The organism is Propionivibrio dicarboxylicus (genome assembly GCF_900099695.1).
GTDB classification, from domain to species: domain Bacteria; phylum Pseudomonadota; class Gammaproteobacteria; order Burkholderiales; family Rhodocyclaceae; genus Propionivibrio; species Propionivibrio dicarboxylicus.
In genome coordinates this window covers 81,273-104,399 of sequence record NZ_FNCY01000009.1, presented here as the reverse complement: position 1 = coordinate 104,399, position 23,127 = coordinate 81,273, and the positions used below count along the sequence as shown (strand labels likewise).

The window sequence follows — 23,127 nt, the reverse complement described above, 5'->3', positions numbered from 1 at the left end:
AGGCGATTGCGTGGATAGCCAGGACAACCTGCTCGAGCGCTTCGAGCATCTCAATGCGATCGGCGCGTCACTGTCGAGCGAGCGGAATATCGATCGTCTGCTCGAAAACATTCTCTTGGCGGCCAAGACGATCACCCACGCCGACGGCGGAACGCTCTATCGCATGCGCGAGGACGGCCGCGCGCTGCGTTTCGCGATTCTGCGTACCGATTCGCTTGGCATCGCTTTCGGCGGCACCACCGGGCAACCGATCTCTGCCCAGTTCCAGGATCTGGCGCTGTATCGCGAGGACGGCTCGGAAAACAGTTCACTGGTGGCGGCGTATTCGGCGGTGCACGGTGCTACCGTCAATATTGCCGATGCCTATACCGAGGCGGGCTTCGATTTTTCGGGCACCCGCCGTTTCGATGCGTCGACCGGCTATCGCTCGAAGTCTTTCCTGACCGTGCCAATGAAGAACCATGAGCACGAGATCATCGGCGTGCTCCAGCTGATCAATGCGATCGACCCCAGGACCGGCGCGGTCCACGAGTTTTCACTGGCCGACCAGCACCTGGCCGAGTCTTTGGCGTCCCAGGCTGCAGTGGCGTTGACGAACCGTTTGCTGCTGGCTCAGCTTGAGGTGCTGTTCGAATCCTTCATCAACCTGATCAACCTGGCGATCGACGAAAAATCGCCTTATACCGGCGGTCATTGCCAGCGCGTGCCGAGCTTGACGATGATGCTCGCTGATGCTGCCGACGCCGTGCTTGACGGGCCGCTGGCCGATTTCTCGCTGAGCGAGCAGGATCGATATGAGTTGAAGATCGCGGCGATGTTGCACGATTGCGGCAAGGTGACGACACCGGTGCATGTCGTCGACAAGGCGACCAAGCTCGAGGCGATTTTCGACCGCATCGGCCTGATCGATCAGCGCTTTGAAATTGTCCGGCGCGATGCCGAAATCGCGCGCTGGCGCGCGGTCGCCGAAGGCTGCGATCCGGTTGCGGCCGAGCAGTCCTTCCTTGACCAGTCGGCTCGCATGGACGAAGACCGTGCTTTCCTGCGCCGCGCCAACATCGGCGGTGAGGCGATGAGTCCTGAAGAGCAGGCGCGTGTGCGGGAAATATCGAAGCGCTATTCCTGGGTCAATCCGGCCGGCGAGCGGGCCGACTTTCTCAGCGACAACGAGATCGAGAATCTGTCGATTCGCGCCGGAACGCTTACGGCGGAAGAGCGCGAAGTCATCAACCACCATGTTGTGGCGAGCATCCGCATGCTCGATTCGTTGCCCTGGCCGAAGCATCTGCGCCATGTGCCCGAATACGCGGGGGGGCACCACGAGCGCGTTGATGGCAAGGGCTATCCCAAGGGCTTGCGCGGCGACCAGATGTCGGTGCAGGCGCGGATCATGGGTATCGCCGATATCTTCGAAGCGCTGACGGCGCGAGATCGCCCGTACAAGCCGGCGATGAGCGTCGACAAAGCCATGCGCATCATGGAGAACATGGCGGCAACCGGGCATATTGATCCGGCATTGTTCGAGGTCTTCCGGCGCGAGAAGGTCCATGAGCGCTATGCGCAGCAATTCCTCGAGGATGCGCCGCCACCTCCGGGCTGATCGGCGAGAGGGCGGTCGGAGTGATCGGCAGGCGAGCCGGCAAGGCAAACGCGGTAGAATCGCGTTTATTTTTCTGCCGGACCGTCTGCCATGTTCCTCCTCGCGCCCAGTATTCTCTCTGCCGATTTCACCCGTCTCGGCGCCGAAGTGACCGATGTGATCGCTTCGGGTGCCGACTGGATTCACTTCGATGTCATGGACAACCACTACGTGCCCAACCTGACGGTGGGTCCGATGGTCTGTGCAGCGCTGCGGCCGCTGACCGAGGCGACGATCGACGTACATCTGATGGTCAAGCCGGTCGATCGCCTGATTCCCGAATTCGGCAAGGCCGGGGCGAATCTCATCAGTTTTCACCCGGAAGCCACCGACCACGTCGATCGCAGTCTGTCGCTGATTCGCGAGCAGGGCTGCCAGGCTGGATTGGTGTTCAATCCGGCGACGCCTTTGTCGTATCTTGACTATGTCATGGACAAGGTCGATCTGATCCTGTTGATGGGTGTCAATCCCGGTTTTGGCGGGCAGGCCTTCATCCCGGCGACGCTCGGCAAACTGCGCGAGGCGCGGGTCCGTATCGACGCCCATGCGCGCGAGACCGGCCGGACGATCCGCTTGCAGATCGACGGCGGCGTCAAGCCCGACAATATTGCCACCATCGCCCGTGCCGGTGCCGATACCTTCGTGGCCGGTTCGGCCATTTACGGCGCCCGACGCGCCGAGGATGCGCACGGCTACGACACGGTGGTGGGCGCTTTCCGCGCAGCGCTGGCGGAGGTTGCATGAGTCCGGTGCTGACGGTGCGGGCGGTGCTGTTCGATCTCGACGGCACGCTGATCGATACGATTCCGGACTTGCACGCTGCAGCCTGTGCGATGCTGGAAGATCTGGGGCGGCCGCCCTTGCCGCTCGAGTCGATCCGGGCCTACGTTGGCCGTGGGATTGCCAATCTGGTCAAGCGCGTGCTCGCCAATTCGCTGAGCGTGGCCGAAGATCTGACGCCACCGCCTCCAGCGGCCGTGGCGAGTTTTCGGCGCCACTATGCGCGTGAGAACGGACGCAATGCCCGCGCCTATCCGGGTGTCATCGAAGGCCTGGCGGCGTTTCGTGCGATGGGGCTGCCAATGGGCGTGGTGACCAACAAGGGCGATGCCTTCATTGCGCCCTTGCTCGAACAGACTGGGTTGGCCTCGTATTTCGACGTGCTCGTCGGCGGCGATCTGCTGCCGCGCGTCAAGCCGGATCCGATGCCGCTCGTCTGGGCTTGCGGCCGTCTTGGCGTGGTGCCGGGTGATACGTTGTTCGTCGGCGACTCGATCAACGACGTGCTCGCCGCGCGTGCGGCCGGTTGTCCTGTCTTCCTTCTGCCGTATGGCTACAACGAGGACAAGGATGTACAGGAACTTGACTGTGATGCTATAGTCGAATCCATCCGTGATATCGCGGATATGGTCAAAACCCCTGTGACGCATTGAAATAAACCGAATGAATTCCGTTCACCAACTGCATCTGGAGCCCGCATTCTGGGCGGAGGCGTGGCCCTGGCGATCCTGTCAGTAGACCGCTGTCCCGTACTGGCGCGTTGACGCGTGCCAGTCGTTCTCTTGCTGCATGCGTGAATGGAGTACCCCATGTCTGAATCGGTTTTCAACCGGTTGGCCGCTGAAGGCTACAACCGGATTCCTGTCACCCTCGAAACTTTCGCCGACCTCGACACGCCGCTGTCGATCTATCTGAAACTGGCCAACGGCCCCTACACCTATCTGCTCGAATCGGTGCAGGGCGGCGAGCGTTTCGGCCGCTACTCGATCATCGGCCTGGCGAGCCCGACGCGCATCGTCGTGCATGGTCATCAGGTGCTGGTGCTGACCGGCAACCGCATCGCCGAGCGCGAAGACGATACCAACCCGCTCGATTTCATCGAAGGCTACATGAAGCGCTTTCGCGCCGCGCCGTCGGCCGGGTTGCCGCGTTTCTGCGGTGGGCTGGTCGGCTGTTTCGGTTACGACACGGTCCGCTACATCGAGAAAAAGCTGACGCGCACGACCAAGGAGGATGAGCTTGGTACACCGGATATCGTGCTCCTGTTGTCCGAGGAAATCGCCGTCGTCGATAACCTGTCGGGCAAGCTGACACTGGTCGTCTACGCCGAGCCGGGCGTGCCCGGTGCCTATCAGAAGGCGCAGGCGCGGCTCAAGGCGCTGCTCGCGCGGCTGCGCGAACCGGCCGAGATTCCCGCCGAAACGACCCGGCCGTCGGCGCCGGCGGTGTCGTCCTTCGGCGAGGCCTTGTTCAAGCAGGCGGTCGTGAAGGCCAAGCACCACATTACCGAGGGCGACATCATGCAGGTCGTCCTCTCGCAACGCATGAGCAAGCCCTTTGCTGCGAGTCCGCTGGCGCTCTACCGCTCCCTGCGTTCGCTCAACCCGTCGCCCTACATGTTCTATTTCGACTTCGAGGATTTTCATGTCGTCGGCGCATCACCGGAAATTCTCGTCCGGCTCGAAGGCGATACGGTGACGGTGCGGCCGATCGCCGGCACACGGCGTCGTGGCGCCTCTTTCGAGGAAGACCAGGCGCTCGCAGCGGAACTCCTTGCCGACGAGAAAGAGCGGGCAGAACACGTCCAGTTGCTCGACCTCGGGCGCAACGATGCCGGACGCGTGGCCAAGATCGGCAGCGTCAAGCTGACCGAGAACATGACGATCGAGCGCTACTCTCACGTCATGCACATCGTTTCCAACGTCGAGGGCAAGCTGCAGCCGGGGCTCAACGCGCTTGACGTGCTCAAGGCGACTTTCCCGGCCGGCACGGTTTCGGGAGCGCCCAAGGTACGGGCGATGGAAATCATCGACTCGCTCGAACCCGTGAAGCGCGGCATCTACGCCGGCGCGGTCGGCTATCTCGGCTTCCATGGCGACATGGATCTGGCGATCGCCATCCGCACCGCGCTTGTCAAGGATGGCAAGCTGCATGTCCAGGCGGGTGCCGGCATCGTCGCGGATTCGGATCCGGCGTCGGAATGGCAGGAAACTCAGAACAAGGCGCGCGCCGTCCTGCGGGCGGCGGAACTGGCCGAGAACGGCCTCGATACCCGTTTTGAATGAGAGGTCTGCCATGCTGCTGATGATCGACAACTACGATTCCTTTACCTACAACCTCGTTCAGTATTTCGGCGAACTTGGCGAGGACGTCCGCGTCTATCGCAACGACGCGATCACGCTGGCCGAAATCGCCCGTCTTGCGCCCGATCGCATCGTCATTTCGCCGGGGCCGGGCAATCCGTCGCAGGCCGGCGTCTCGCTCGGGGCGATCCGCGAATTTGCCGGCAAGATTCCGCTGCTCGGCGTCTGTCTTGGCCACCAGTCGATCGGTGAAGCCTTTGGCGGCAAGGTCGTCCATGCCAAGCGACTGATGCACGGCAAAGTGTCGCCGGTCTTTCACAATGATGTCGGTATTTTCCGCGGCCTGCCGAATCCGGTGGTGTGTACGCGTTATCACTCGCTCGCCGTCGAGCGCGAGTCGCTGCCCGATTGCCTGGAAATCACTGCTTGGACCGAGGATGGCGAAATCATGGGGCTGCGCCACAAGACCCTCGCGGTCGAAGGCGTGCAGTTCCATCCCGAATCGATCCTGACCGAACACGGTCACGACATGCTGAAAAACTTTCTGACGAGGTAGGCCATGATCACGCCACAAGAGGCGCTACAGCGCACCATTGAACATCGCGAAATTTTTTACGACGAAATGCTCGATCTGATGCGTCAGATCATGCGCGGCGAACTCTCGCCGCTGATGACGGCGGCCATCCTGACTGGTTTGCGTGTCAAGAAGGAAACGGTCGGCGAGATTACCGCTGCAGCGCAGGTGATGCGCGAGATGGCGACGCGCATCGAGGTCGCCGACAAGGCCAATCTGGTTGATATCGTCGGGACGGGCGGGGACGGCGCACACACCTTCAATATCTCGACGACTTCGATGTTCGTTACCGCCGCTGCCGGCGCCAAGGTTGCCAAGCACGGTAATCGCGGCGTTTCTTCGAAGTCCGGGGCCGCCGATGTGCTCGAGTCGCTCGGCGTCAATATCCAGTTGACGCCGGCCCAGGTGGGCGAGTGTTTGGCTGCCACCGGCATCGGCTTCATGTTCGCGCCGACGCACCATACGGCGATGAAGAACGTCGCGCCGGTCCGCCGCGAGATGGGCGTACGCACGATTTTCAATATTCTCGGGCCGCTCACCAATCCCGCCGGTGCGCCGAATACCTTGCTCGGCGTTTTCCATCCGGATCTGGTTGGCATTCTTGTGCGCGTCATGGAGCGTTTGGGGGCGCAGCATGTGCTGGTGGTGTACGGCAAGGACGGCATGGACGAAATCTCGCTTGGCGCCGCGACGATGGTCGGCGAGCTCAAGGATGGTGTCGTGCGCGAGTGCGAAATCCACCCCGAAGACTTTGGCTTGCAGATGGTGTCCAACCGCAGTCTGCGGGTCGGCAGTGCCGACGAGTCGAAGGAAATGTTGTATTCCGTGCTCGCCAATACCGAGGGGGCCGCGCGCGAAATCGTGTTGCTCAACGCGGGGACTGCGCTCTATGTCGCCAACCGTGCCGAGTCGATCGCCGACGGCATCGCGCTGGCGCGGGAAGCGGTCGCGAGCGGCGCCGCGCGTGCCAAACTCGACGAGTTCGTCCGCTTTACGCAAGGGTTGTCGGCATGAGCGTGCCGGATATTCTTGAACGGATCCTCGCCGTCAAGCGCGAGGAGGTCCGGCAGGCGCTGGTGGCCAGGCCTCTGGCGGTGATTCGGGCTGAGGCGAATGTGCAGGCGCCGGCCCGTGACTTCGTTGGCGCCTTGCGCGCCAAAACTGCAGCGGGTCTGCCGGCGGTGATCGCCGAAGTCAAGAAGGCCAGCCCGTCGAAAGGAGTGATTCGTGCCGACTTTCGCCCGGCCGAGATTGCGGCGGATTACGCGGCGCACGGGGCCGCCTGTCTGTCGGTGCTGACCGATCGGCAATTTTTTCAGGGGGCGCCGGAATATCTTCAGGCGGCACGCGCGGCCTGCGCTTTGCCGGTATTGCGCAAGGATTTTCTCGTCGATGCCTATCAGGTATTCGAAGCGCGGGCGATGGGTGCCGATGCGATCCTGCTGATTGCGGCGGCGCTTGATTTGCCGACCATGCAGGAATTCGAGGCGGTCGCGAGCGAGTTGGGTATGGCCGTGCTGGTGGAGGTGCATGATGCTGACGAGCTTGAACTCGCTTTGCAGCTCAGGACGCCGCTGATCGGGATTAATAATCGCAATCTGCGGACCTTCGAGGTCAGCCTGCAAACGACGCTCGGGCTGCAGCCGCGTATTCCGGATGGGCGCATCGTCGTCGCTGAGAGCGGCGTACTGGCGGCCTGCGATGTCGAATTGCTGCGTTGTCACGGCGTCAATGCATTCCTCGTCGGCGAAGCTTTCATGCGCGCGCCAAATCCTGGCGTGGCATTGACACAGTTGTTCGCATCGGACGAAATCGGCTGAATGTGTTGCAACGGCACAACAGACGGCGGGTGGGAATGCCTTGAATCGGGGCTTCGTGCTTGTCCACCCGCTTGCGGTTTGCGATGATTCGCTCAGCTTCTCATCAATGAGAGGTCCAGTTTGGTGGCCGGGTGTCTCTGTTTTATTCTGACCCACGGGCCGCCGACCTTAACCCTAGAGGAGATTCACAATGCAAAAGAAAGTAATTGCTCTGGCAGTTGCCGCTCTGGCCTCCGGCGTCGCGATGGCGCAGTCGAACATCACCGTTTACGGTATCGCTGACGTTGTTGGCACGTCGTTCAACACGAACAACGCCGTTGCCGGCAACCTGAAGAACCAGCGCGGTTTCGATGACGGCGCCGTCGGTTCGCGTATCGGCTTCAAGGGTCTGGAAGACCTCGGCGGTGGCCTGAAGGCTGAGTTCAACTACGAGCTCGGCATCGCCCCGACCAACAACATCAACCAAGTTGGCACGACCGCTGCTGCTGGCGCCACGCTGAACAACCTCAGCACCCGCACCGCCTGGGTTGGCCTGACGAGCAATGACTTCGGCCAAATCTCGATGGGTCGCTTCCACGCGCTGGGCTGGGTCTTCCAGGCCGGTTCGCGTCCTTGGGGTGGTATTGACCCGATCCGCACGATGACCAACGTGCAGGGCATCAGCTCCAACACCAGCGACCGTATCAGCAACGCTATCCAGTACGTCTCGCCGACGTATGCCGGCTTCAAGGTGACGGGCCAGTACACGGCTGACGCGCGTGCCAATACCTCCGAGCAGAACACCAACGACCAGACCTACGTTAACGGCACGGCTGTTGGCCGTCAGCAGATCTATCTGTTGGGCGCCAACTACGATCAAGGCCCGATCAGCGCGATGGCGATGTACCGTCACGTGGCTGTCCCGGCTGACCTCGCCGGTGCCGCTCCGACCGCTGCTCAGCGTGCCAAGCAAGAATACGGCCTGCGCGGTGCCTATGACTTCGGCGTTGCCAAGGTCGGTGCTGTGTATCAGCGTCAGCAGCTGAAAGATGCGATCACCATCAACGGCGGCGATTACAAGACCGGCTACATGTACGGCGGTTTTGTGACGGTTCCGTTCGGCGCCAAGTTCCTGGCGACCCTCGAAGCCGCCAAGTCGAATGGCGATCGCACCCAGGGCGGCTATGGCTACATGGTCAACGGCCAGTACCTGTTCTCGAAGCGTACCAGCGTCTATGCGCAAGCTGGCTACATGAAGATGAACCAAGAGAACGCTTCGGTGACCAACCTTGGCTCGTATGGCTCGACCGGCATCGAAGCTGGCAAGCGTATGACGGGCGTCATGGCCGGCATCCTGCACACGTTCTAATCTGCCCTTTCAGGCAGGTAGTACATCAACGGTCACCTTCGGGTGGCCGTTTTTTTTAACGCGTTAGCAATCGGGCAGGGTGTCGTGGTCGACCATCGTTTCATGGATCCCAATGGGCTTTTTCAGCAGGCGCTCGCCTTGCATTTTGGCGGCGAAGTCGACAAAGCCATTGGAATTTACCGATGGCTCCATGAGTGCTATTCGAACAACCAGCAGGTACTAATCGTCTGGGCCGATGCCGAGTTGCGACTGGGGCGGGCAGGCGAGGCGCTGACGATCGTCAATAAAGCGATCCGGCTGGATGCTTCGGTTCCCATGGCGCATAATCTCAAGGGCAACACGCTTGTCCGATTGAATCGGAACACCGAGGCGCTGGAGAGTTTCGATACGGCGCTGCGCTGCGACGCGAAGAATGTCGAAGCCTGTTGTAACAAAGGCGCGCTGTTGATCGAACTGAAGCGCTGGCAAGAGGCTCTGCCTTGTTTTGACCGGGCGATCGATGTTCGGCCGGATTTTGCCCCGGCGCACAATAATCGTGGCGTCGTCCTGCAGCAGCTTAATCGCCATGCCGAAGCCGAGGCCTGTTTCATGGAGGCGGCGCGTATCGATGCCGGTTTTGCCGATGCGCATTTAAATCTTGGCTGCCTGCAGGAGAAAGACGGGCGCTTGTGCGAAGCGCTGGCGGCTTACAAAAGAGCGGTCGCGGCGATGCCGTCCTTCGCAGACGCGTACAGCAATTTGGGTGGCGTGCTGTTCAAATTGTCACGATTTGCTGAGGCGCTGGACTGCCTTACGCAGGCGCGTTCTCTGCAACCCAAATGTGCCGAGACCTACGCCAAGATTGGCTATGCGCTGAAGGCGCTGATGCGTCACGACGAGGCGCTGAGATGCTTTGATCAGGCCCTTGAAATCGATGCCGATAACGTGCTGGCTCATACAGGAAGAGGCGACGTGTTTCAGGAATTGAAGGCAGATGCGGACGCTCTCGCAGCCTATCAAGCGGCGTTTCGTCTGAATTCTTCGGGTGAATTTCTTCTGGGCTCGCTAGGGTTGGCCAAGTTGACGCTTAGCGATTGGGACGGGCTTGAGGCGCTGAGGGCTTTATTGCGCACGGATGGGATGGACGACGCGCTGTCGCCGCCGTTTCACGCGCAGGTGCTGCTGGACGCGCCGCGCGTGTTGTGCTCGTGTGCGAAAAATTTCTCGGATCGCCTGTTCCCTGCCAGAGAGGCGGCGCTCAACTCGGTCGCGCGCAGTGCTGGTTGCAGGATCCGGGTGGGCTATTTTTCGTCGGATTTTGGCGATCATCCGGTGAGCCATCTTCTGGCGGGGGTGTTTGAGCATCACGACCGGGCGCGTTTCGAGATCTTCGGTTTTTCCTTGTCGGAACGCCGGGACGAATGGCGCACACGCATCGAGGCGGGCTTCGATCATTTCATTGAATTCGGCAGCGTCGGGAAATCGGATGCGGAGATCGCGCAGGCGGTAGCCGAATTTTCCCTGGATATTGCCGTCGATCTGAATGGGCACACGTTCAAGGCGAGGACCGGTATCTTCGCCGAGCGTGTCGCGCCGATTCAGGCGAGTTACATTGGTTTTCTCGGGACCATGGGCGCCCCGTATGTCGACTACCTGATCGCCGATCCGCTCCTCGTGCCCGAGGACAAGCGCGAGTTCTACCAGGAAAAAATCGCCTATCTGCCGTGGTATCAGAGCAACGACGATAAGACAGAAGTGTTCGCCCGAAGCTTCTCGCGGACTGAGTTGGGTCTGCCCGAGCAAGGCATGGTGTATGCCTCGTTCAACAATAATTACAAGATTACGCCCGAAGTCTTTGATTGCTGGATGCGCATACTCAAGCAGGTGCCAGGTAGTGTTTTGTGGTTGTTCGCAGCCAACGAGGCCGCTGTCGGCAATTTGCGCAAGGAGGCACGGGGGTGCGACGTTGATGATGCGCGGCTGATCTTTGCCGAACGCATGCCACTGAAGCAGCATCTGGTGCGGCAGCGGGCAGCCGATCTGTTTTTGGATACCTTTCCCTATAACGCCGGCGCGACGGCAAGCAATGCGTTGCGCATGGGCTTGCCGGTGTTGACCCGCTGCGGGGAATCCTTTGCCAGTCGCTATGGCGCGAGTTTGCTGAATGCCGTCGGGATGCCGGAGTTGATTACGGAGTCGGTCGAGGACTATGAAGCGATGGCCGTGCGTCTTGGGCACGTCCCAACGGCGTTGGCCGCGCTTCGCGACAAACTTGCAGCGAATCTGCCAACGGCGCCCTTGTTCGATACCGCAGCCTTCACCCGGAATATCGAGGCCGCCTTCCTCAAGATGACTGAGCGCCAACGGGCCGGATTGGCGCCCGAACACATCTTCGTTTGAACAAATCCGTAAGCTCGCTCAGGAGAGCGTCAGGTTGTCCCGGTGAATGAGTTCCGGCTCGTTAATGTAGCCGATCAGGTCTTCGATCTCGGCGCTGCTCTTGCGGGCGATGCGCCGCGCGTCGCTGCTGCCGTAATTGGCGAGGCCGCGGGCGACTTCCTTGCCTTCGGGTGAGAGGCAGGCGACCGCGGCGCCGCGTTCGAATTCCCCCTGGACTTCGACGACGCCGACCGGTAGCAGGCTCTTGCCGTCCGACAGCGCCTTGACGGCGCCCGCGTCAAGCACGAGCTTGCCGGAGAGTTGCAGGTGGTCGGCAAGCCATTGTTTGCGCGCACTGAGGGTTGCTGTTTCCGAGACAAGCAGGGTGCCAAGCGGCTCGCCGCGGGCCAGGCGGACCATGACGTCCTTTTCCCTGCCGCTGGCGATGGCGGTGTGCGAGCCGCTGGTGGCGGCGCGCTTGGCGGCAATGATTTTGGTGATCATGCCGCCGGTGCCGATGCCGGTGCCGGCGCCGCCAGCCATGGCCTCGAGTGCCGGATCGCCGGCGCGGGCCTCGCTGACGAGTGTTGCCGTCGGATCCTTGCGTGGATCGGCCGTGTACAGACCTTGCTGGTCGGTCAGAATGATCAGGCAGTCGGCGTCGATCAGGTTGGCGACCAGCGCGCCGAGTGTGTCGTTGTCGCCGAACTTGATTTCGTCGGTGACGACTGTGTCGTTTTCGTTGATGATCGGCACGGCGCCGAGCGCCAGCAGCGTGCTGAGCGTGGTACGCGCGTTGAGGTAACGCTTGCGGTCAGCGAGATCCTCATGTGTGAGCAGCACTTGCGCGGTCGCCAAGCCGTGGCGGACGAAGGCTGTTTCGTAGACTTGCACCAGCCCCATCTGGCCGACGGCGGCGCATGCCTGTAGTTCGTGAACCGCCTTGGGGCGCTTGCTCCAGCCCAAGCGCTGCATGCCGCAGGCGATGGCGCCCGAGGACACCAGCACGACCTCGCGGCCGGCGTGGCGCAGTTGGGCGATCTGACGTGCCCATTCGTTGATGGCGTTGAGGTCCAGTCCTTCGCCGTTGTTGGTCACCAGGGCGGAGCCCACTTTGATGACGAGGCGCTTGGCGTTGGCGAGACGAGTCGGCGTCATGATTGTTGTCCGTCCGTTTCGGGATCGTCGGGGAAGAAGGCGTCCGTCGCCGTGTCATCGACGGGCGGCAGGGGCGCGAGCGTGTCGAGCGCGTCCTGCAGCGCGTAGGTGAGTGCGCGGCAGCCTTCGCCATTGATGGCGCTGATGCCGAAATGCCGCGCGTCGCTACCGTAGGCGTCGAGGAAGTCGCGGATGCGCGTTGCGCGCTCTTCCTCGGGAATCAGGTCGAGTTTGTTGAGGACCAGCCAGCGAGGCTTTGCGGCGAGTTCCGGGCTGTACTTTTCGAGTTCGCCGACGATCGCATGCGCGTCCGCAACCGGATCAGCCTCCGGGTCGAGCGGCGCAAGGTCCACGATATGCAACAGGATGCGTGTGCGCGCCAGGTGCTTGAGGAAGCGGATGCCGAGACCGGCACCGTCGGCAGCGCCTTCGATCAGGCCGGGAATATCGGCGATGACGAAGCTCTTGTTCTCGCTCGTGCGCACGACGCCGAGATTCGGGTGCATGGTGGTGAACGGGTAGTCCGCCACCTTGGGGCGTGCCGCCGACACCGAGCGGATGAAGGAGCTCTTGCCGGCGTTGGGCAGGCCGAGCAGGCCGACGTCGGCGAGGACGCGCAATTCGAGACGCAGGTCACGCTCTTCTCCGGGTTCTCCGCGTGTGCATTGCCGCGGTGCGCGGTTGGTGCTCGACTTGAAATGAATGTTGCCGAGTCCGCCCTTGCCGCCGCGGGCAATTAGCACTTTCTTGCCGTCGGTATCGAGGTCGGCGACGATGGCTTGCGTGTTCTCGTCGGTAATGACGGTGCCTACCGGGACGTGCAGCGTGATATCGTCGCCGCCCTTGCCGTAGCAGTCGCTGGAGCCGCCGTTTTCGCCGCGACCGGCGAGAAACTTGCGGGTGTAACGGTATTCGATCAGCGTATTGAGATTACGGTCGGCGACGACATAAACGCTGCCGCCACGCCCGCCGTCGCCACCGTTGGGGCCGCCTTCGGGTTCGTATTTCTCGCGTCGGAACGAGACGATGCCGTTTCCGCCGTCGCCGGCGGCGATGTAGATTTTGGCTTCGTCGATGAATTTCATGGGGGCTTCCTAGCGTATAAACGAAAAAGCCCTATCGCAACGATAGGGCTTTGGATTTTACCGGAGAAACCGGATCAGGCAGCGGCAACGATGTTGACGGTGCGCCGTTGCTTCGGCCCCTTCAGCGTGAATTCCACTTGCCCGTCGATCAGCGCGAAGAGCGTGTGATCCTTGCCGAGGCCGACATTGACGCCCGGGTGGAATTCGGTGCCGCGCTGGCGAACGATGATGTTGCCCGCGAGCACTTGCTCGCCGCCGTAGCGCTTGACGCCAAGGCGTTTCGATTCTGAGTCGCGGCCGTTACGGGAACTGCCGCCTGCTTTTTTGTGTGCCATGGTTCAGATTCCTTTCCGTTAGGCCGAAATACCGTCAATACGGATTTCAGTGTAGTTTTGACGGTGGCCTTGATGCTTCTGGTAATGCTTGCGACGACGCATTTTGAAGATCTTGACCTTGTCGTGACGGCCTTGCGAAAGCACAGTCGCCTTGACCGCAGCTCCAGCGACGAGCGGCGCACCGATTTTCACGGACTCGCCTTCGCCGACCATGAGAATCTGGTCAAGGGTAATTTCTGCGCCAACCTCTGCCGGTATCTGTTCTATCTTAAGTTTTTCGCCAGCAGCAACACGATATTGCTTGCCACCGGTTTTTATGACCGCGTACATGTTGGACTCCAAAAGAACGGTGAAAAAGTACTGCAAAGAACCGTGCATTATACGGGCTTTCTCATGGAAGTCAAAGACTTCCGTCGCCAAGGACGCTTGCAAAGGCGGTCCGGTCGGCCGCTCTTCTTGACGCCGTCGCGCTGGACCCCTAAGATTCGCCGGTTTCCCTCCCGGTACCGTCAATTGAAACTCGAGCACCTCTACAGCCTCATCGGCCAGGATATGCAAGCGGTCGATGCCGTCATTCGGTCGCGTCTGCATTCCGATGTCGTTCTGGTGCGGCAGGTCGCCGAGTACATCATTCAGAGTGGCGGAAAACGCCTGCGGCCTGCGCTGGTGTTGCTCACGGCCGGCGCCCTGGGGTATCGCGGCACACATCACCATGAGTTGGCGGCCGTCATCGAGTTCATCCATACGGCGACCCTGTTGCACGACGATGTTGTCGATGAATCGAGCTTGCGGCGCGGTCGGGACACGGCCAACGCGCTCTTTGGCAACGCAGCCAGCGTGCTTGTCGGCGATTTTCTCTATTCACGCGCCTTCCAGATGATGGTGGAGGTCGGCAACATGCGCATCATGCAGGTGCTTGCCGATGCGACCAATGTCATTGCCGAGGGCGAAGTGCTGCAACTCATGAACTGCCATGATGCCAATGTCGATGAGGCGAGGTATCTGCAGGTCATTCATTTCAAGACGGCAAAACTTTTCGAGGCGGCCGCGCGTCTTGGTGCGCTTCTGGGTGGCGGGTCCGCCGAAGTCGAGCAGGCACTTGCGGCCTATGGCATGCATCTGGGTACGGCGTTCCAACTCGTCGACGATGTGCTCGATTATTCCGGGGCGGAAGCCGAGACCGGAAAGCACCTCGGCGACGACCTGGCCGAGGGCAAGCCGACTCTGCCGCTGATCTACGTTATGCAGAACGGTTCCGCCGAGCAGGCGGATTGCGTTCGGCATGCGATCGAAAGCGGCGGACGCGACGATTTTCAAGCAGTGCTGGCGGCGATCCGCGCGACCGGTGCGCTCGACTATACCTTGCGTCAGGCAGCGGTCGAGGCCGAGTTGGCAAGAAAATCGATCGATTTGTTGTTGCCCGCTTCCCAATACAAGGATTCTTTGTTAGAATTGTCAGCCTTTGCTGTTGCACGGTCTTATTAGCGCAGCTTCGTCGGGGTGTAGCTCAGCCTGGTAGAGTACTACGTTCGGGACGTAGGAGTCGGAGGTTCGAATCCTCTCACCCCGACCAGTTATACAAAACATAAACCCTCGCCAATCGTTCTGATTGCGAGGGTTTTGTTTTTTCCGGATGTCTTGCGGACGTCTCTGACGTCCGTTGGCGCGCGGTGCCGACTTCGTCACCGTGGGTGTGTCAGCCCTGCCTTTTTCCTCGCTATTCATTGCACTTATGGTTGTGGTATAAGCGAATTTCTCGCTCTTACGGCGTCCGGAGGAATGGGCATGTTCGGCCAACCGATTTCGCTCAAGGTACGCATCACGGTGGCCATGCTGTCGGTTATGGTGCTCGCGCTCTGGGTGCTGAGTTGGTTCGGTTCGCGCTCGCTGCGGCTGGATATGGAGTCGGTGCTCGGCAATCAACAATTTGCCACGGCCAGTTATATCGCCGCCGAGATCGAGAATAACGTCAGTGCGCGTGTCGCTGCGCTCGAGTTGATCGCCGCCGCGATCCCGCCCAAGTTGTTCGAAAAAACACCGGCCTTGCAGGACTTTCTCGACCAGCGTTTTGTGCTGCATCAGCAATTCAACGGCGGAGTGATGATTACCGGGCATGATGGTGTCGTTATTGCCTCGACGCCGAAGAGCCTCGAACGGATAGGTCATGATTTCAGCGATCGCGATCATATCGCAGCGGCGTTACGTGGTCGCAAGGCGATAGGCAGTCCAGTCGTCGGGCGCGCGCTGAAGGCACCGCTGATCGGTATTTCCGTGCCGATTCGTGATCGCACCGGGCGCGTTATCGGCGTCCTGGCCGGCGTGACCGATCTCAGTCGTCCCAACTTCTTGCAGCATGTGGCCGAGAGTCGTTATGGCCGTACCGGCGGCTACCTTCTCGTCGATCGCAAGAATCGTCTGATCGTGACGGCGAGCGAAAAGGACAGGACGATGCAAAGTGCCTCGCCGCCGGGCGCCAATCCGACGGTGGACCGGTTTATCGCTGGCTACGAAGGGGCGCTCGTTTACACCAACCAGAAGGATGTCGAAATACTGGCCTCGGTGAAGCAGATTGCCGGAACCGACTGGTATTTTGCGGTTTCGTTACCGACGCAGGAGGCATTCGGGCCGATTCGCGAGATGCAGGAGCGAATGCTGTGGGCGACGCTTCTGCTGACGCTGCTGGGGGGCGTCGCAGCATGGCTTCTGTTGCGTCAGAGTCTGAATCCCATGATGTCGACGGCGGCCTTGCTGGCCGATATGTCGGAAGATAAAACGCCGCTCAAGCGTCTGCCGATCCTGCAGGATGACGAGATCGGCCATCTGGTCGCCGGCTTCAATCGCTTGCTCGACTCCCTCTCAGCCAAGGATGTCGCCTTGCGGCGCAGTGAAGCGCGTTACCGGGCGTCGGTCCAGGCGAGTCAGGATTTCATCAACATCACCCGGATGAGCGATGGCTGTTACGTCGAGGTGAATCAGGCCTTCCTTGATTCGACCGGCTATCGGCGCGATGAAGTCATCGGGCGGACGTCGATCGACCTGGGTATCTGGGCCGATCCCGAGGATCGGGATCGTCTCGTGAACGCCCTGCGGCGCGATGGAAAATGTCTGAATCTGGAGGCCCGCTATCGTCGCAAGAACGGTGAGTTGGGGTGGGGGGTGATGTCGGCCTCGCTCGTACAGATCGACGGCGAGGCGATGGTCGTGTCGGTGACACGTGAGACTACCGAATGGAAGCGGGCGGACGAACGTCTGCGCGAAAACGAGATGCGCTTCCGGACGATTTCCGAATTGACGAGCGATCTGACGTATTCATGCCGTCGCGAGGCGGATGGGCCGTTCGTAATCGATTGGATGATCGGCAATGCTGAGCAGGTACTGGGCTACTCAATCGAAGCGATGTTGTCGATGGGGTGCTGGAAGCCGCTGGTGCTGAATGAGGATGTGCCGGTGTTTGATTCAGCCATCGCAGCGTTGCAGCCAGGGCAGTCGAGCCGGGTGACCTTGCGCCTGAAGGTGCGTGACGGATCGGTGCGTTATTTCGATAGCGTGGCGCGTGCTGAACTTGCCGATCCCCTCGGCGGTGGGCATCGCCTCTATGGCTCGCTGTGCGATGTGACCGAGCGGCGCCGTGCAGAAATCGCCCTCACCGAGAGCGAAGCGCATTATCGGGTGATGTACGAGGCCAGTCAGGACCTCATTGCAGTGGTCCGTCTTGATGACGGTGTCTTTATTGAGGCAAACGACGTCTACCTGTCAGTGCTCGGCTATGCCCGTGACGAGGTTGTGGGGCATTCCTCGGAAGATTTGCACATTTGGGCCGATACCGAACAGCGCGATGCTTTCGTTGCCCGGCTCTGCCAGGAACAGCGTTGCTGGAATCACGAGGCATGTCTGAATACTCGCGATGGCAGGCAGGTCTGGGGCCTGGTTTCGGCGTCGATCATCGAGACGCGAGGGCATGCGTGCATATTTTCGGTGACGCGCGACATTACCAAGCTCAAGGAAACCGAACAGGAATTGCGGCATTATCGTCAGAGGCTGGAAAACCTGGTGGACGAGAGAACCCGGGCGCTGGTCGAGGCGAATCGCGCTGCCGAATCGGCGAGCATGGCGAAAAGCATGTTCCTGGCAAACATGAGCCACGAAATCCGTACGCCGATGAATGCGATTGTCGGTATTACCAACATCCTGCGGCGGACACCGTTGACGGCGGAGCAGGCGGAGCGTTTGGGGCAGATCGATACGGCGACGCAGCACCTGCTGAAGGTTATCAACGACATCCTCGATCTGTCGAAAATCGAAGCCGGGAAGCTGATGCTTGAGGAGCAGCATCTGTCCGTCGAGGTGCTGCTTGCCGATGTTGTCGCCTTGGTGGCCGATCGAGTCAACGCCAAGCATCTGGTCCTGAATGTCGAAGCCGATACCTTCCCCGACTGCCTCTATGGCGATGCAACGCGCATTCGTCAAGCCTTGCTCAATTATGTGAGCAACGCCATCAAATTTACCGAGCACGGGACGATCGACCTCAGGGCGACGAAGATGCTCGATCAGTGCGATGCCGTCGTTGTGCGTTTCGAGGTCAGGGATTCAGGCGTCGGCATCCGCGAGGAAGACCTGTCACGCATATTCAGCGCCTTTGAGCAGGCAGACGGAACGACGACCCGACGACATGGCGGGACCGGTTTGGGACTTGCGATCACGCGTCGCCTGGCATTGATGATGGGGGGCGAGGTTGGTGTCGAAAGTCGTTTCGGCGAGGGCAGCTTGTTCTGGTTTTCAGTGTGTCTGAGGAAAGCGTCGTCGCCATCGGCGATCGAGGTCGCTTTAGCCGGCGAGGCCGCCGAGCAGACGATTCGCGAGCATTACGCCGGCAAGCGGGTGTTGTTGGTCGATGACGAACCCGTCAATCTGGAAGTGGCGCGCTCCTTCCTAGAGGGAGGTGGTCTTCTGGTGGATGTGGCCAGTGACGGCCACCAGGCAGTGGCAATGGCGTCGTCATCGACCTATGCGCTGATCCTGATGGACATGCTGATGCCAGGTCTCGACGGGCTCGATGCGACGCGCCAGATACGTTGGTATCCCCAGTGCCGGGGGATTCCCATTGTTGCCATGACGGCTAATGCGTTCGTCGAGGATCGCAAGCGCTGCATTGAAGCTGGCATGAACGATTTTCTGAGCAAGCCTTTTGCGCCGGAAACCCTCTTCTCGGTCGTGCTGCGCTGGTTGTCTTCGCCGCCCGAGAGCGTCTGAACTGCTTACTCCTTTCGGCGTGAAGATGCTTGGGCAGAGGGGCCGGGCTGGCAATACGCTCAGGGTTCGCTGCGCGACAGATAGTTCTTGCGCCAGAAGAAGATGCACAGGATCACTGCGATGAGTGCCATGGCGCCGACCGCCCACCAGAAACCGGCGTACTGATGGATGAGTGGCAACGAGTCGAAGTTCATGCCAAAGATCGCCGCGATCAGGTTGAGCGGTAGAAAAATGGCGGTCAGCGTCGTCAGCGTCCGCATGATGTTGTTGGTGCGGTTGCCCTGGGCATTGAAATGCATTTGTACTGCAGCTTCCGAGCTTTGTTCGAGCCGCCGCACATGGTGCACCATGCGTGCGATGTGCTCCAGCACGTCGCGGCTGCGTACCTCGAGCAGTTCCCGCTCCTTGCGTTGTCGATCGCTGGCCGGTTTTGGCAGGCTGCGTAGCGTATCGTCCCAGTCCTGAATGGCAGCGCGCTGATCTTCGCAAATTTCGTCCAGATGCTGTAGCGACAGCCTTGCTTCGAGCATGGCGCTCCATTGGCTGAAGCGGCTTCTCGGATCGAGTAGCCTGGTTTGCCAGCGATCGATTTGCAGGGTCAGTTCGCGGCGCAATCCAAGATAGTCGTCCACAATCAGGTTGATGATGCGCAGCATCAGGTCTCCGGGACTGCTCGGCGGGTGGCTGCCTCGGGCACGTGCGTCAGTGGATTGTGCGGCGAGCAGCCGCGCGATGATCGTGTCGCGCGCGGGGCATTCCCTCGGGTGAAGCGTCAACAGCAGACGGTCGAAAACGACAAATCCGACTGGTCGGGTGTTGATAGGGCCGAGGATGCTCGGGCCTCGCCGGCGTGCTTGCGTCACGCCGGGGTCATGATCAGTGCTGCCGGTCTGACGCGATTCTGCCGAACTTGCGAGTCGCCGAAATACCAGCAGTTCATAGTCGTAGGTAAAGTCGTAGTGCGACGGCAGGTAGGGGTTGAGCAGGTCGGAAACATGGAGGTCTACGATCTGGGCGCCGCAGCGCGTCGCCAGCAGTTGTTGCAGCGCACGTTGCTCGCTGCCGAACTCGTCGTGCGTACAGGAGATCCAGACGAATCGAACGTCGGTCATCGCGTCGATGGTGTCGAGCGAAGGGTGTGTCTTAACGCGGTCGTCGTGCACGGAGAGAATGCGCATGGGATGTTCCTGCGGCGAAGAGTGATGGTCGCGAGTATCCGTGTCCGCCGATGCAGCGTCAATTCGCACCGCTCCTTGCGTCGGGGCCGCTGGCGCAGACCGTCCGGGGCGCTTCTGATATGCTTGTCAGCATGAAACTCTTCGTGTGGTTCCTGCTCGGCATTTTCGCTTATTCGCTGTGGCGTGCGCATCGACGTCGCCAGGCTGCGCGCAGCGCACGATCGGCGCGACAGACGGAGCGCATGGTTCGGTGCGAGCGTTGCGGGGTCCACTTGCCACTCGGTGAAAGCGTCGAGCGTCGGGGTACTTATTATTGCTGTGACAGGCATGCGGATGCCGGGAATGATGGCGATCACTCCTGACGCTTCGGCAGCGCGGCTTTCGGCAGCGCACTGGACGTCGCTGCGCTACTTCAATTATTACCGCGCCTGTCTCGCCACCTTGCTGGTGGTGTCCTCCCTGTTCAATCCGCATGCGTCGGTCTCATTCGGCGTCGGCAATTTCAATCTTGTCGTGGCGAGCTTCTACTTGGTCGCGACACTGGCGTCCCTCAGCGTGGTGCATTTTCTCTCGCGCCACTTCAACCAGCAGTTGAGCATGTGCGTGCTGGTCGATGTCGTGACGCTGACATTGTTCATGCACTTCGGTGGTGGATTGCGTAGCGGCTACGGCGTCATGCTGCTGGTGATGCTGGGTGGCGTCGGGCTCGTCGGTCAGGGGCGGCTTGTGCTTTTCTATGCGGCGATTGCCACCGTGTCGGTACTGCTCGAGCAGTTGTATCGCGCGACACATGGCTACGTCGAACTGAACGAGTTTTTCCAGGCGGGGCTTTTTTGCGCAGGCTTCTTCGGGGTGGCAATCTCGGCGCGCTTGCTGGCGCGGCGCGTCATCGCCAACGAGGCGCTGGCCTTCAGGCGTGGCGTCGATTTGCACAATCAGATATTGGTGAGCCAGCGTGTCATCGCCGAGATGCAAGACGGCATTCTGGTCCTCAGTCGCGCAGGCGCGGTTCGCCAGCATAATCCCCGCTCAGAGGAATTGCTCGGCTTGCGCGGAGCCGGCGATATTATGCTTTCCGATTGCTCTGCGGAGTTGTCGCGTCGCTTCCTGATGTGGTGCGATCAGCCGGACGATCAGCCGATCCTGGTACGGGCGCCGGTCAGCGGGAAGCAACTGCGCGTTCGTTTCATCGCGACCGAGAGCGGTGATCACGATGTGTTGGTGCTGCTCGAGGATATGGAGCGATTGCAGGAGCAGGCGAGGCAACTCAAATTGGCGGCCCTCGGGCGCTTGACCGCGAGCATCGCTCACGAAATCAGGAATCCGTTGTCGGCGATTCATCACGCTGGCGAGTTGTTGAGCGAAGCGCCAGCGGAAGGCTTGGAAGCGCGTTTGTTGCGCATCATCATCGACAATGCGCAGCGGGTCGAGCGCATCGTCAATGACGTCCTGTCGATCGGGCAGCGTGATAGTGCCCATCGCGAACAGGTGAACTTGCGCCAGATGCTGCCGCTCTTCCTGGAAGAATGTGCGCTCAAGGAAGAACTCGATGCGAACGTCGTGCGTTGCGAGATTTCGGGTGGTGCGAGCTTTTGCTTCGACCGTTCCCATCTGCATCAGGTGCTGTGGAATCTGTTGGGGAACGCTTTGCGTCATTCGCGAAAGAATGCCGGTAGTATCGTGTTGCGTGTCGAGGATGGCCGGTCTTTGGGCTGGGTTGATATTCATGTCATCGACGATGGGGAGGGCGTGGCCGTCGATTGTCGTGACCAGATTTTTGAGCCGTTCTTCACGACGCATAGTCGGGGGACCGGCCTTGGTTTGTATATCGCGCGCGAATTGTGCGAGGCGAACGGTGCGCGACTGGTCTTGCTCGATAGCGCGGCGGGCGCAGATTTTTGCATTTCGGGAAGGGGGGGGAGTGTCGATGAGCAAGCAGGAGCGGCGAGGGCGTGACGAATCCGTTCGTGTGCTGGTGGTCGATGATGAGGCCGATATACGCGAGCTTCTCGATCTCACGCTCGTGCGCATGGGGCTGACGACCGATTGCGCAGGGTCTGTCGCCGAGGCGAGAAGTTGTCTCGAGCGTGAGCGCTATGCACTGTGTCTCACCGATATGCGCCTGCCCGATGGAGATGGGCTCGAGATCGTGCGTCTGATCGGAAGCGAGTACGGACAAACCCCCGTGGCCGTCATTACCGCGTTCGGTAGTGCCGATAACGCCGTTGCAGCGTTGAAGGCGGGCGCCTTCGACTATCTTTCAAAGCCGGTGGCGCTCGAGTCGTTAAGGGCTTTGATCAAGTCGGCACTGAATCTGTCCGGGGCGGTTGGCGGCGTGCGAGGTGCGCTCGAGGGGAGCGAGGCGGCGAGGCAGTTCATCGGCGACTCGCCTGCGGTTACGGCAGTACGCGAAATGATCGTCAAGTTGGCGCGTAGCCAGGCGCCCGTCTATGTGTCCGGTGAGTCCGGCACGGGCAAGGAGTTGGCTGCGCGCTTGATTCATTCGCAAAGCGCTCGGCGAACCGGCCCGTTCGTGCCGGTGAATTGCGGTGCGATCCCCGAAAGTCTGATGGAGAGCGAGTTCTTTGGCTATCGCAAAGGCGCCTTTACGGGGGCGGATGCGGATCGTGACGGATTCTTCCAGGTAGCAGCGGGTGGGACGCTTTTTCTTGACGAGGTCGCGGACTTGCCGCTATCGATGCAGGTCAAACTGTTGCGTGCGATTCAGGAAAAGAAAGTGCGCAAGGTCGGCAGCGCCATCGAGGAATCAGTTGATGTCAGGATCATTTCGGCGACGCATCACAAGCTTCAGGAGCGCGTCGACGCAGGGATGTTCCGGCGAGATCTTTACTATCGCCTGAATGTCATTGAATTGAAGATGCCGACCTTGCGAGAGCGTCCCGAAGACATTTCCCAATTGATCGACACGATCATGAAGCGCCTTTGCGGCACGAGCGTACCGGTGTTGACCCAGGATGCGCGGGATGCGCTTGCGGCATATTCGTACCCGGGCAATGTGCGTGAACTTGAGAATATTCTGGAGCGCGCCGTGGCGCTCTGCAGCGGCGAACGCATTTCCGTCGCCGACTTGCAGTTGTCGGCATTCGGCGAGGTCGATGTCGCCATTGCCGGAGCATCGGGCGGGCTTGATGAAAGCCTTGACCGGTTCGAGCGCCAACTTATTCTGGATGCATTGGCAAAGACGGGTTTCAATCGTACCGCAGCGGCCCGTCTGCTTGGCGTGACGTTCCGCTCTTTGCGCTATCGCATTGAGCGGTTAGGGATCGACCATGGCTGAA

General features: G+C 60.5%; 19 protein-coding genes and 1 tRNA gene. 15 read left to right on the top strand and 5 right to left on the bottom strand.

The features are described from left to right. Positions 1–10: 10 nt before the first annotated feature. From BLR25_RS11935 to BLR25_RS11895, 9 genes are all read left to right on the top strand, one after another. On the top strand, positions 11–1,600 hold the full coding sequence (locus tag BLR25_RS11935) for a GAF and HD-GYP domain-containing protein (protein ID WP_091937876.1): 1,590 nt from the start codon (positions 11–13) through the stop codon (positions 1,598–1,600). 90 nt (positions 1,601–1,690) lie between these two features. Further along, entirely contained in the window at positions 1,691–2,383 is a 693-nt protein-coding gene (gene rpe / locus BLR25_RS11930) for a ribulose-phosphate 3-epimerase (RefSeq protein ID WP_091937874.1), read from the top strand. Beyond that, positions 2,380–3,072, top strand: a complete 693-nt coding sequence (locus BLR25_RS11925; RefSeq protein WP_091937872.1) for a phosphoglycolate phosphatase — start codon at positions 2,380–2,382, stop codon at positions 3,070–3,072. Before rpe ends, BLR25_RS11925 begins: the two co-directional genes overlap by 4 nt. Positions 3,073–3,228: 156 nt before the next feature. Beyond that, positions 3,229–4,704 carry an anthranilate synthase component I gene (gene trpE, locus BLR25_RS11920; RefSeq protein ID WP_091937870.1) on the top strand — a complete coding sequence of 492 codons (1,476 nt, stop codon included), beginning with the start codon at positions 3,229–3,231 and terminating at the stop codon, positions 4,702–4,704. A 10-nt stretch (positions 4,705–4,714) separates the two neighbouring features. After that, positions 4,715–5,278 (top strand): aminodeoxychorismate/anthranilate synthase component II, encoded by a 564-nt coding sequence (locus BLR25_RS11915; protein WP_091937868.1) that lies wholly within the window; start codon positions 4,715–4,717, stop codon positions 5,276–5,278. A gap of 3 nt (positions 5,279–5,281) precedes the next feature. After that, entirely contained in the window at positions 5,282–6,310 is a 1,029-nt protein-coding gene (gene trpD, locus BLR25_RS11910; RefSeq protein WP_091937866.1) for an anthranilate phosphoribosyltransferase, read from the top strand. 2 nt (positions 6,311–6,312) lie between these two features. Next, the gene (gene trpC, locus BLR25_RS11905) at positions 6,313–7,116 is read left to right on the top strand and encodes an indole-3-glycerol phosphate synthase TrpC (protein WP_091938071.1); all 804 of its coding nucleotides are present in this window, start codon (positions 6,313–6,315) and stop codon (positions 7,114–7,116) included. Between the two features lie 190 nt (positions 7,117–7,306). Further along, the gene (locus BLR25_RS11900) at positions 7,307–8,464 is read left to right on the top strand and encodes a porin (protein ID WP_091937864.1); all 1,158 of its coding nucleotides are present in this window, start codon (positions 7,307–7,309) and stop codon (positions 8,462–8,464) included. An 84-nt stretch (positions 8,465–8,548) separates the two neighbouring features. After that, entirely contained in the window at positions 8,549–10,843 is a 2,295-nt protein-coding gene (locus tag BLR25_RS11895; protein WP_091937862.1) for a tetratricopeptide repeat protein, read from the top strand. An 18-nt stretch (positions 10,844–10,861) separates the two neighbouring features. On the opposite strand, the gene proB is transcribed toward BLR25_RS11895, so the two are convergent. The 4 genes from proB to rplU form a co-directional block, all read right to left on the bottom strand. After that, a complete protein-coding gene (proB, locus tag BLR25_RS11890; RefSeq protein ID WP_091937860.1) occupies positions 10,862–11,980 on the bottom strand; it encodes a glutamate 5-kinase in 1,119 nt (372 codons plus the stop codon). Next, positions 11,977–13,065, bottom strand: coding sequence for an Obg family GTPase CgtA (cgtA, locus tag BLR25_RS11885; RefSeq protein ID WP_091937858.1), 1,089 nt, complete (start codon positions 13,063–13,065; stop codon positions 11,977–11,979). The genes proB and cgtA overlap by 4 nt, the downstream gene beginning before the upstream one ends. A 74-nt stretch (positions 13,066–13,139) precedes the next feature. Continuing rightward, a complete protein-coding gene (gene rpmA / locus BLR25_RS11880; RefSeq protein ID WP_091937856.1) occupies positions 13,140–13,400 on the bottom strand; it encodes a 50S ribosomal protein L27 in 261 nt (86 codons plus the stop codon). An 18-nt stretch (positions 13,401–13,418) separates the two neighbouring features. After that, a complete protein-coding gene (gene rplU, locus BLR25_RS11875; protein ID WP_091938069.1) occupies positions 13,419–13,730 on the bottom strand; it encodes a 50S ribosomal protein L21 in 312 nt (103 codons plus the stop codon). Positions 13,731–13,952: 222 nt separating this feature from the next. Here rplU and BLR25_RS11870 point away from each other — a divergent pair, with 222 nt between their 5' ends. From BLR25_RS11870 to BLR25_RS11860, 3 genes are all read left to right on the top strand, one after another. Further along, positions 13,953–14,885 (top strand): polyprenyl synthetase family protein, encoded by a 933-nt coding sequence (locus BLR25_RS11870; protein WP_342718547.1) that lies wholly within the window; start codon positions 13,953–13,955, stop codon positions 14,883–14,885. Between the two features lie 11 nt (positions 14,886–14,896). Further along, positions 14,897–14,973, top strand: a tRNA-Pro gene (locus BLR25_RS11865). Between the two features lie 212 nt (positions 14,974–15,185). After that, positions 15,186–18,650, top strand: coding sequence for a PAS domain S-box protein (locus BLR25_RS11860; RefSeq protein WP_176785863.1), 3,465 nt, complete (start codon positions 15,186–15,188; stop codon positions 18,648–18,650). A gap of 59 nt (positions 18,651–18,709) precedes the next feature. Here the strand turns inward: BLR25_RS11860 and BLR25_RS11855 are convergent, their stop codons facing one another. After that, positions 18,710–19,828, bottom strand: coding sequence for a magnesium transporter CorA family protein (locus BLR25_RS11855; protein ID WP_091937851.1), 1,119 nt, complete (start codon positions 19,826–19,828; stop codon positions 18,710–18,712). 50 nt (positions 19,829–19,878) lie between these two features. Here BLR25_RS11855 and BLR25_RS21965 point away from each other — a divergent pair, with 50 nt between their 5' ends. Genes BLR25_RS21965 through BLR25_RS11840 form a run of 3 tightly spaced genes read left to right on the top strand, consistent with a single transcriptional unit; the run spans position 19,879 to position 23,126 of the window. Next, positions 19,879–20,190 (top strand): PP0621 family protein, encoded by a 312-nt coding sequence (locus BLR25_RS21965; RefSeq protein ID WP_091937849.1) that lies wholly within the window; start codon positions 19,879–19,881, stop codon positions 20,188–20,190. After that, on the top strand, positions 20,156–21,784 hold the full coding sequence (locus BLR25_RS11845; RefSeq protein WP_425438692.1) for a two-component system sensor histidine kinase NtrB: 1,629 nt from the start codon (positions 20,156–20,158) through the stop codon (positions 21,782–21,784). Before BLR25_RS21965 ends, BLR25_RS11845 begins: the two co-directional genes overlap by 35 nt. Continuing rightward, the gene (locus BLR25_RS11840; RefSeq protein WP_091937845.1) at positions 21,756–23,126 is read left to right on the top strand and encodes a sigma-54-dependent transcriptional regulator; all 1,371 of its coding nucleotides are present in this window, start codon (positions 21,756–21,758) and stop codon (positions 23,124–23,126) included. Before BLR25_RS11845 ends, BLR25_RS11840 begins: the two co-directional genes overlap by 29 nt. Position 23,127 lies beyond the last annotated feature (1 nt).

Bases quoted from the DNA above. Each gene is read 5' to 3' on its own strand.
- trpE (WP_091937870.1), top strand. From the start codon at position 3,229: ATGTCTGAATCGGTTTTCAACCGGTTGGCCGCTGAAGGCTACAACCGG.
- BLR25_RS11870 (WP_342718547.1), top strand. From the start codon at position 13,953: ATGCAAGCGGTCGATGCCGTCATTCGGTCGCGTCTGCATTCCGATGTC.
- BLR25_RS21965 (WP_091937849.1), top strand. From the start codon at position 19,879: ATGCAGCGTCAATTCGCACCGCTCCTTGCGTCGGGGCCGCTGGCGCAG.
- BLR25_RS11925 (WP_091937872.1), top strand. From the start codon at position 2,380: ATGAGTCCGGTGCTGACGGTGCGGGCGGTGCTGTTCGATCTCGACGGC.
- BLR25_RS11915 (WP_091937868.1), top strand. From the start codon at position 4,715: ATGCTGCTGATGATCGACAACTACGATTCCTTTACCTACAACCTCGTT.
- rpe (WP_091937874.1), top strand. From the start codon at position 1,691: ATGTTCCTCCTCGCGCCCAGTATTCTCTCTGCCGATTTCACCCGTCTC.
- rpmA (WP_091937856.1), bottom strand. From the start codon at position 13,400: ATGGCACACAAAAAAGCAGGCGGCAGTTCCCGTAACGGCCGCGACTCA.
- cgtA (WP_091937858.1), bottom strand. From the start codon at position 13,065: ATGAAATTCATCGACGAAGCCAAAATCTACATCGCCGCCGGCGACGGC.
- BLR25_RS11855 (WP_091937851.1), bottom strand. From the start codon at position 19,828: ATGCGCATTCTCTCCGTGCACGACGACCGCGTTAAGACACACCCTTCG.
- BLR25_RS11900 (WP_091937864.1), top strand. From the start codon at position 7,307: ATGCAAAAGAAAGTAATTGCTCTGGCAGTTGCCGCTCTGGCCTCCGGC.
- BLR25_RS11860 (WP_176785863.1), top strand. From the start codon at position 15,186: ATGTTCGGCCAACCGATTTCGCTCAAGGTACGCATCACGGTGGCCATG.
- trpD (WP_091937866.1), top strand. From the start codon at position 5,282: ATGATCACGCCACAAGAGGCGCTACAGCGCACCATTGAACATCGCGAA.
- BLR25_RS11845 (WP_425438692.1), top strand. From the start codon at position 20,156: ATGCGGATGCCGGGAATGATGGCGATCACTCCTGACGCTTCGGCAGCG.
- rplU (WP_091938069.1), bottom strand. From the start codon at position 13,730: ATGTACGCGGTCATAAAAACCGGTGGCAAGCAATATCGTGTTGCTGCT.
- BLR25_RS11840 (WP_091937845.1), top strand. From the start codon at position 21,756: ATGAGCAAGCAGGAGCGGCGAGGGCGTGACGAATCCGTTCGTGTGCTG.
- proB (WP_091937860.1), bottom strand. From the start codon at position 11,980: ATGACGCCGACTCGTCTCGCCAACGCCAAGCGCCTCGTCATCAAAGTG.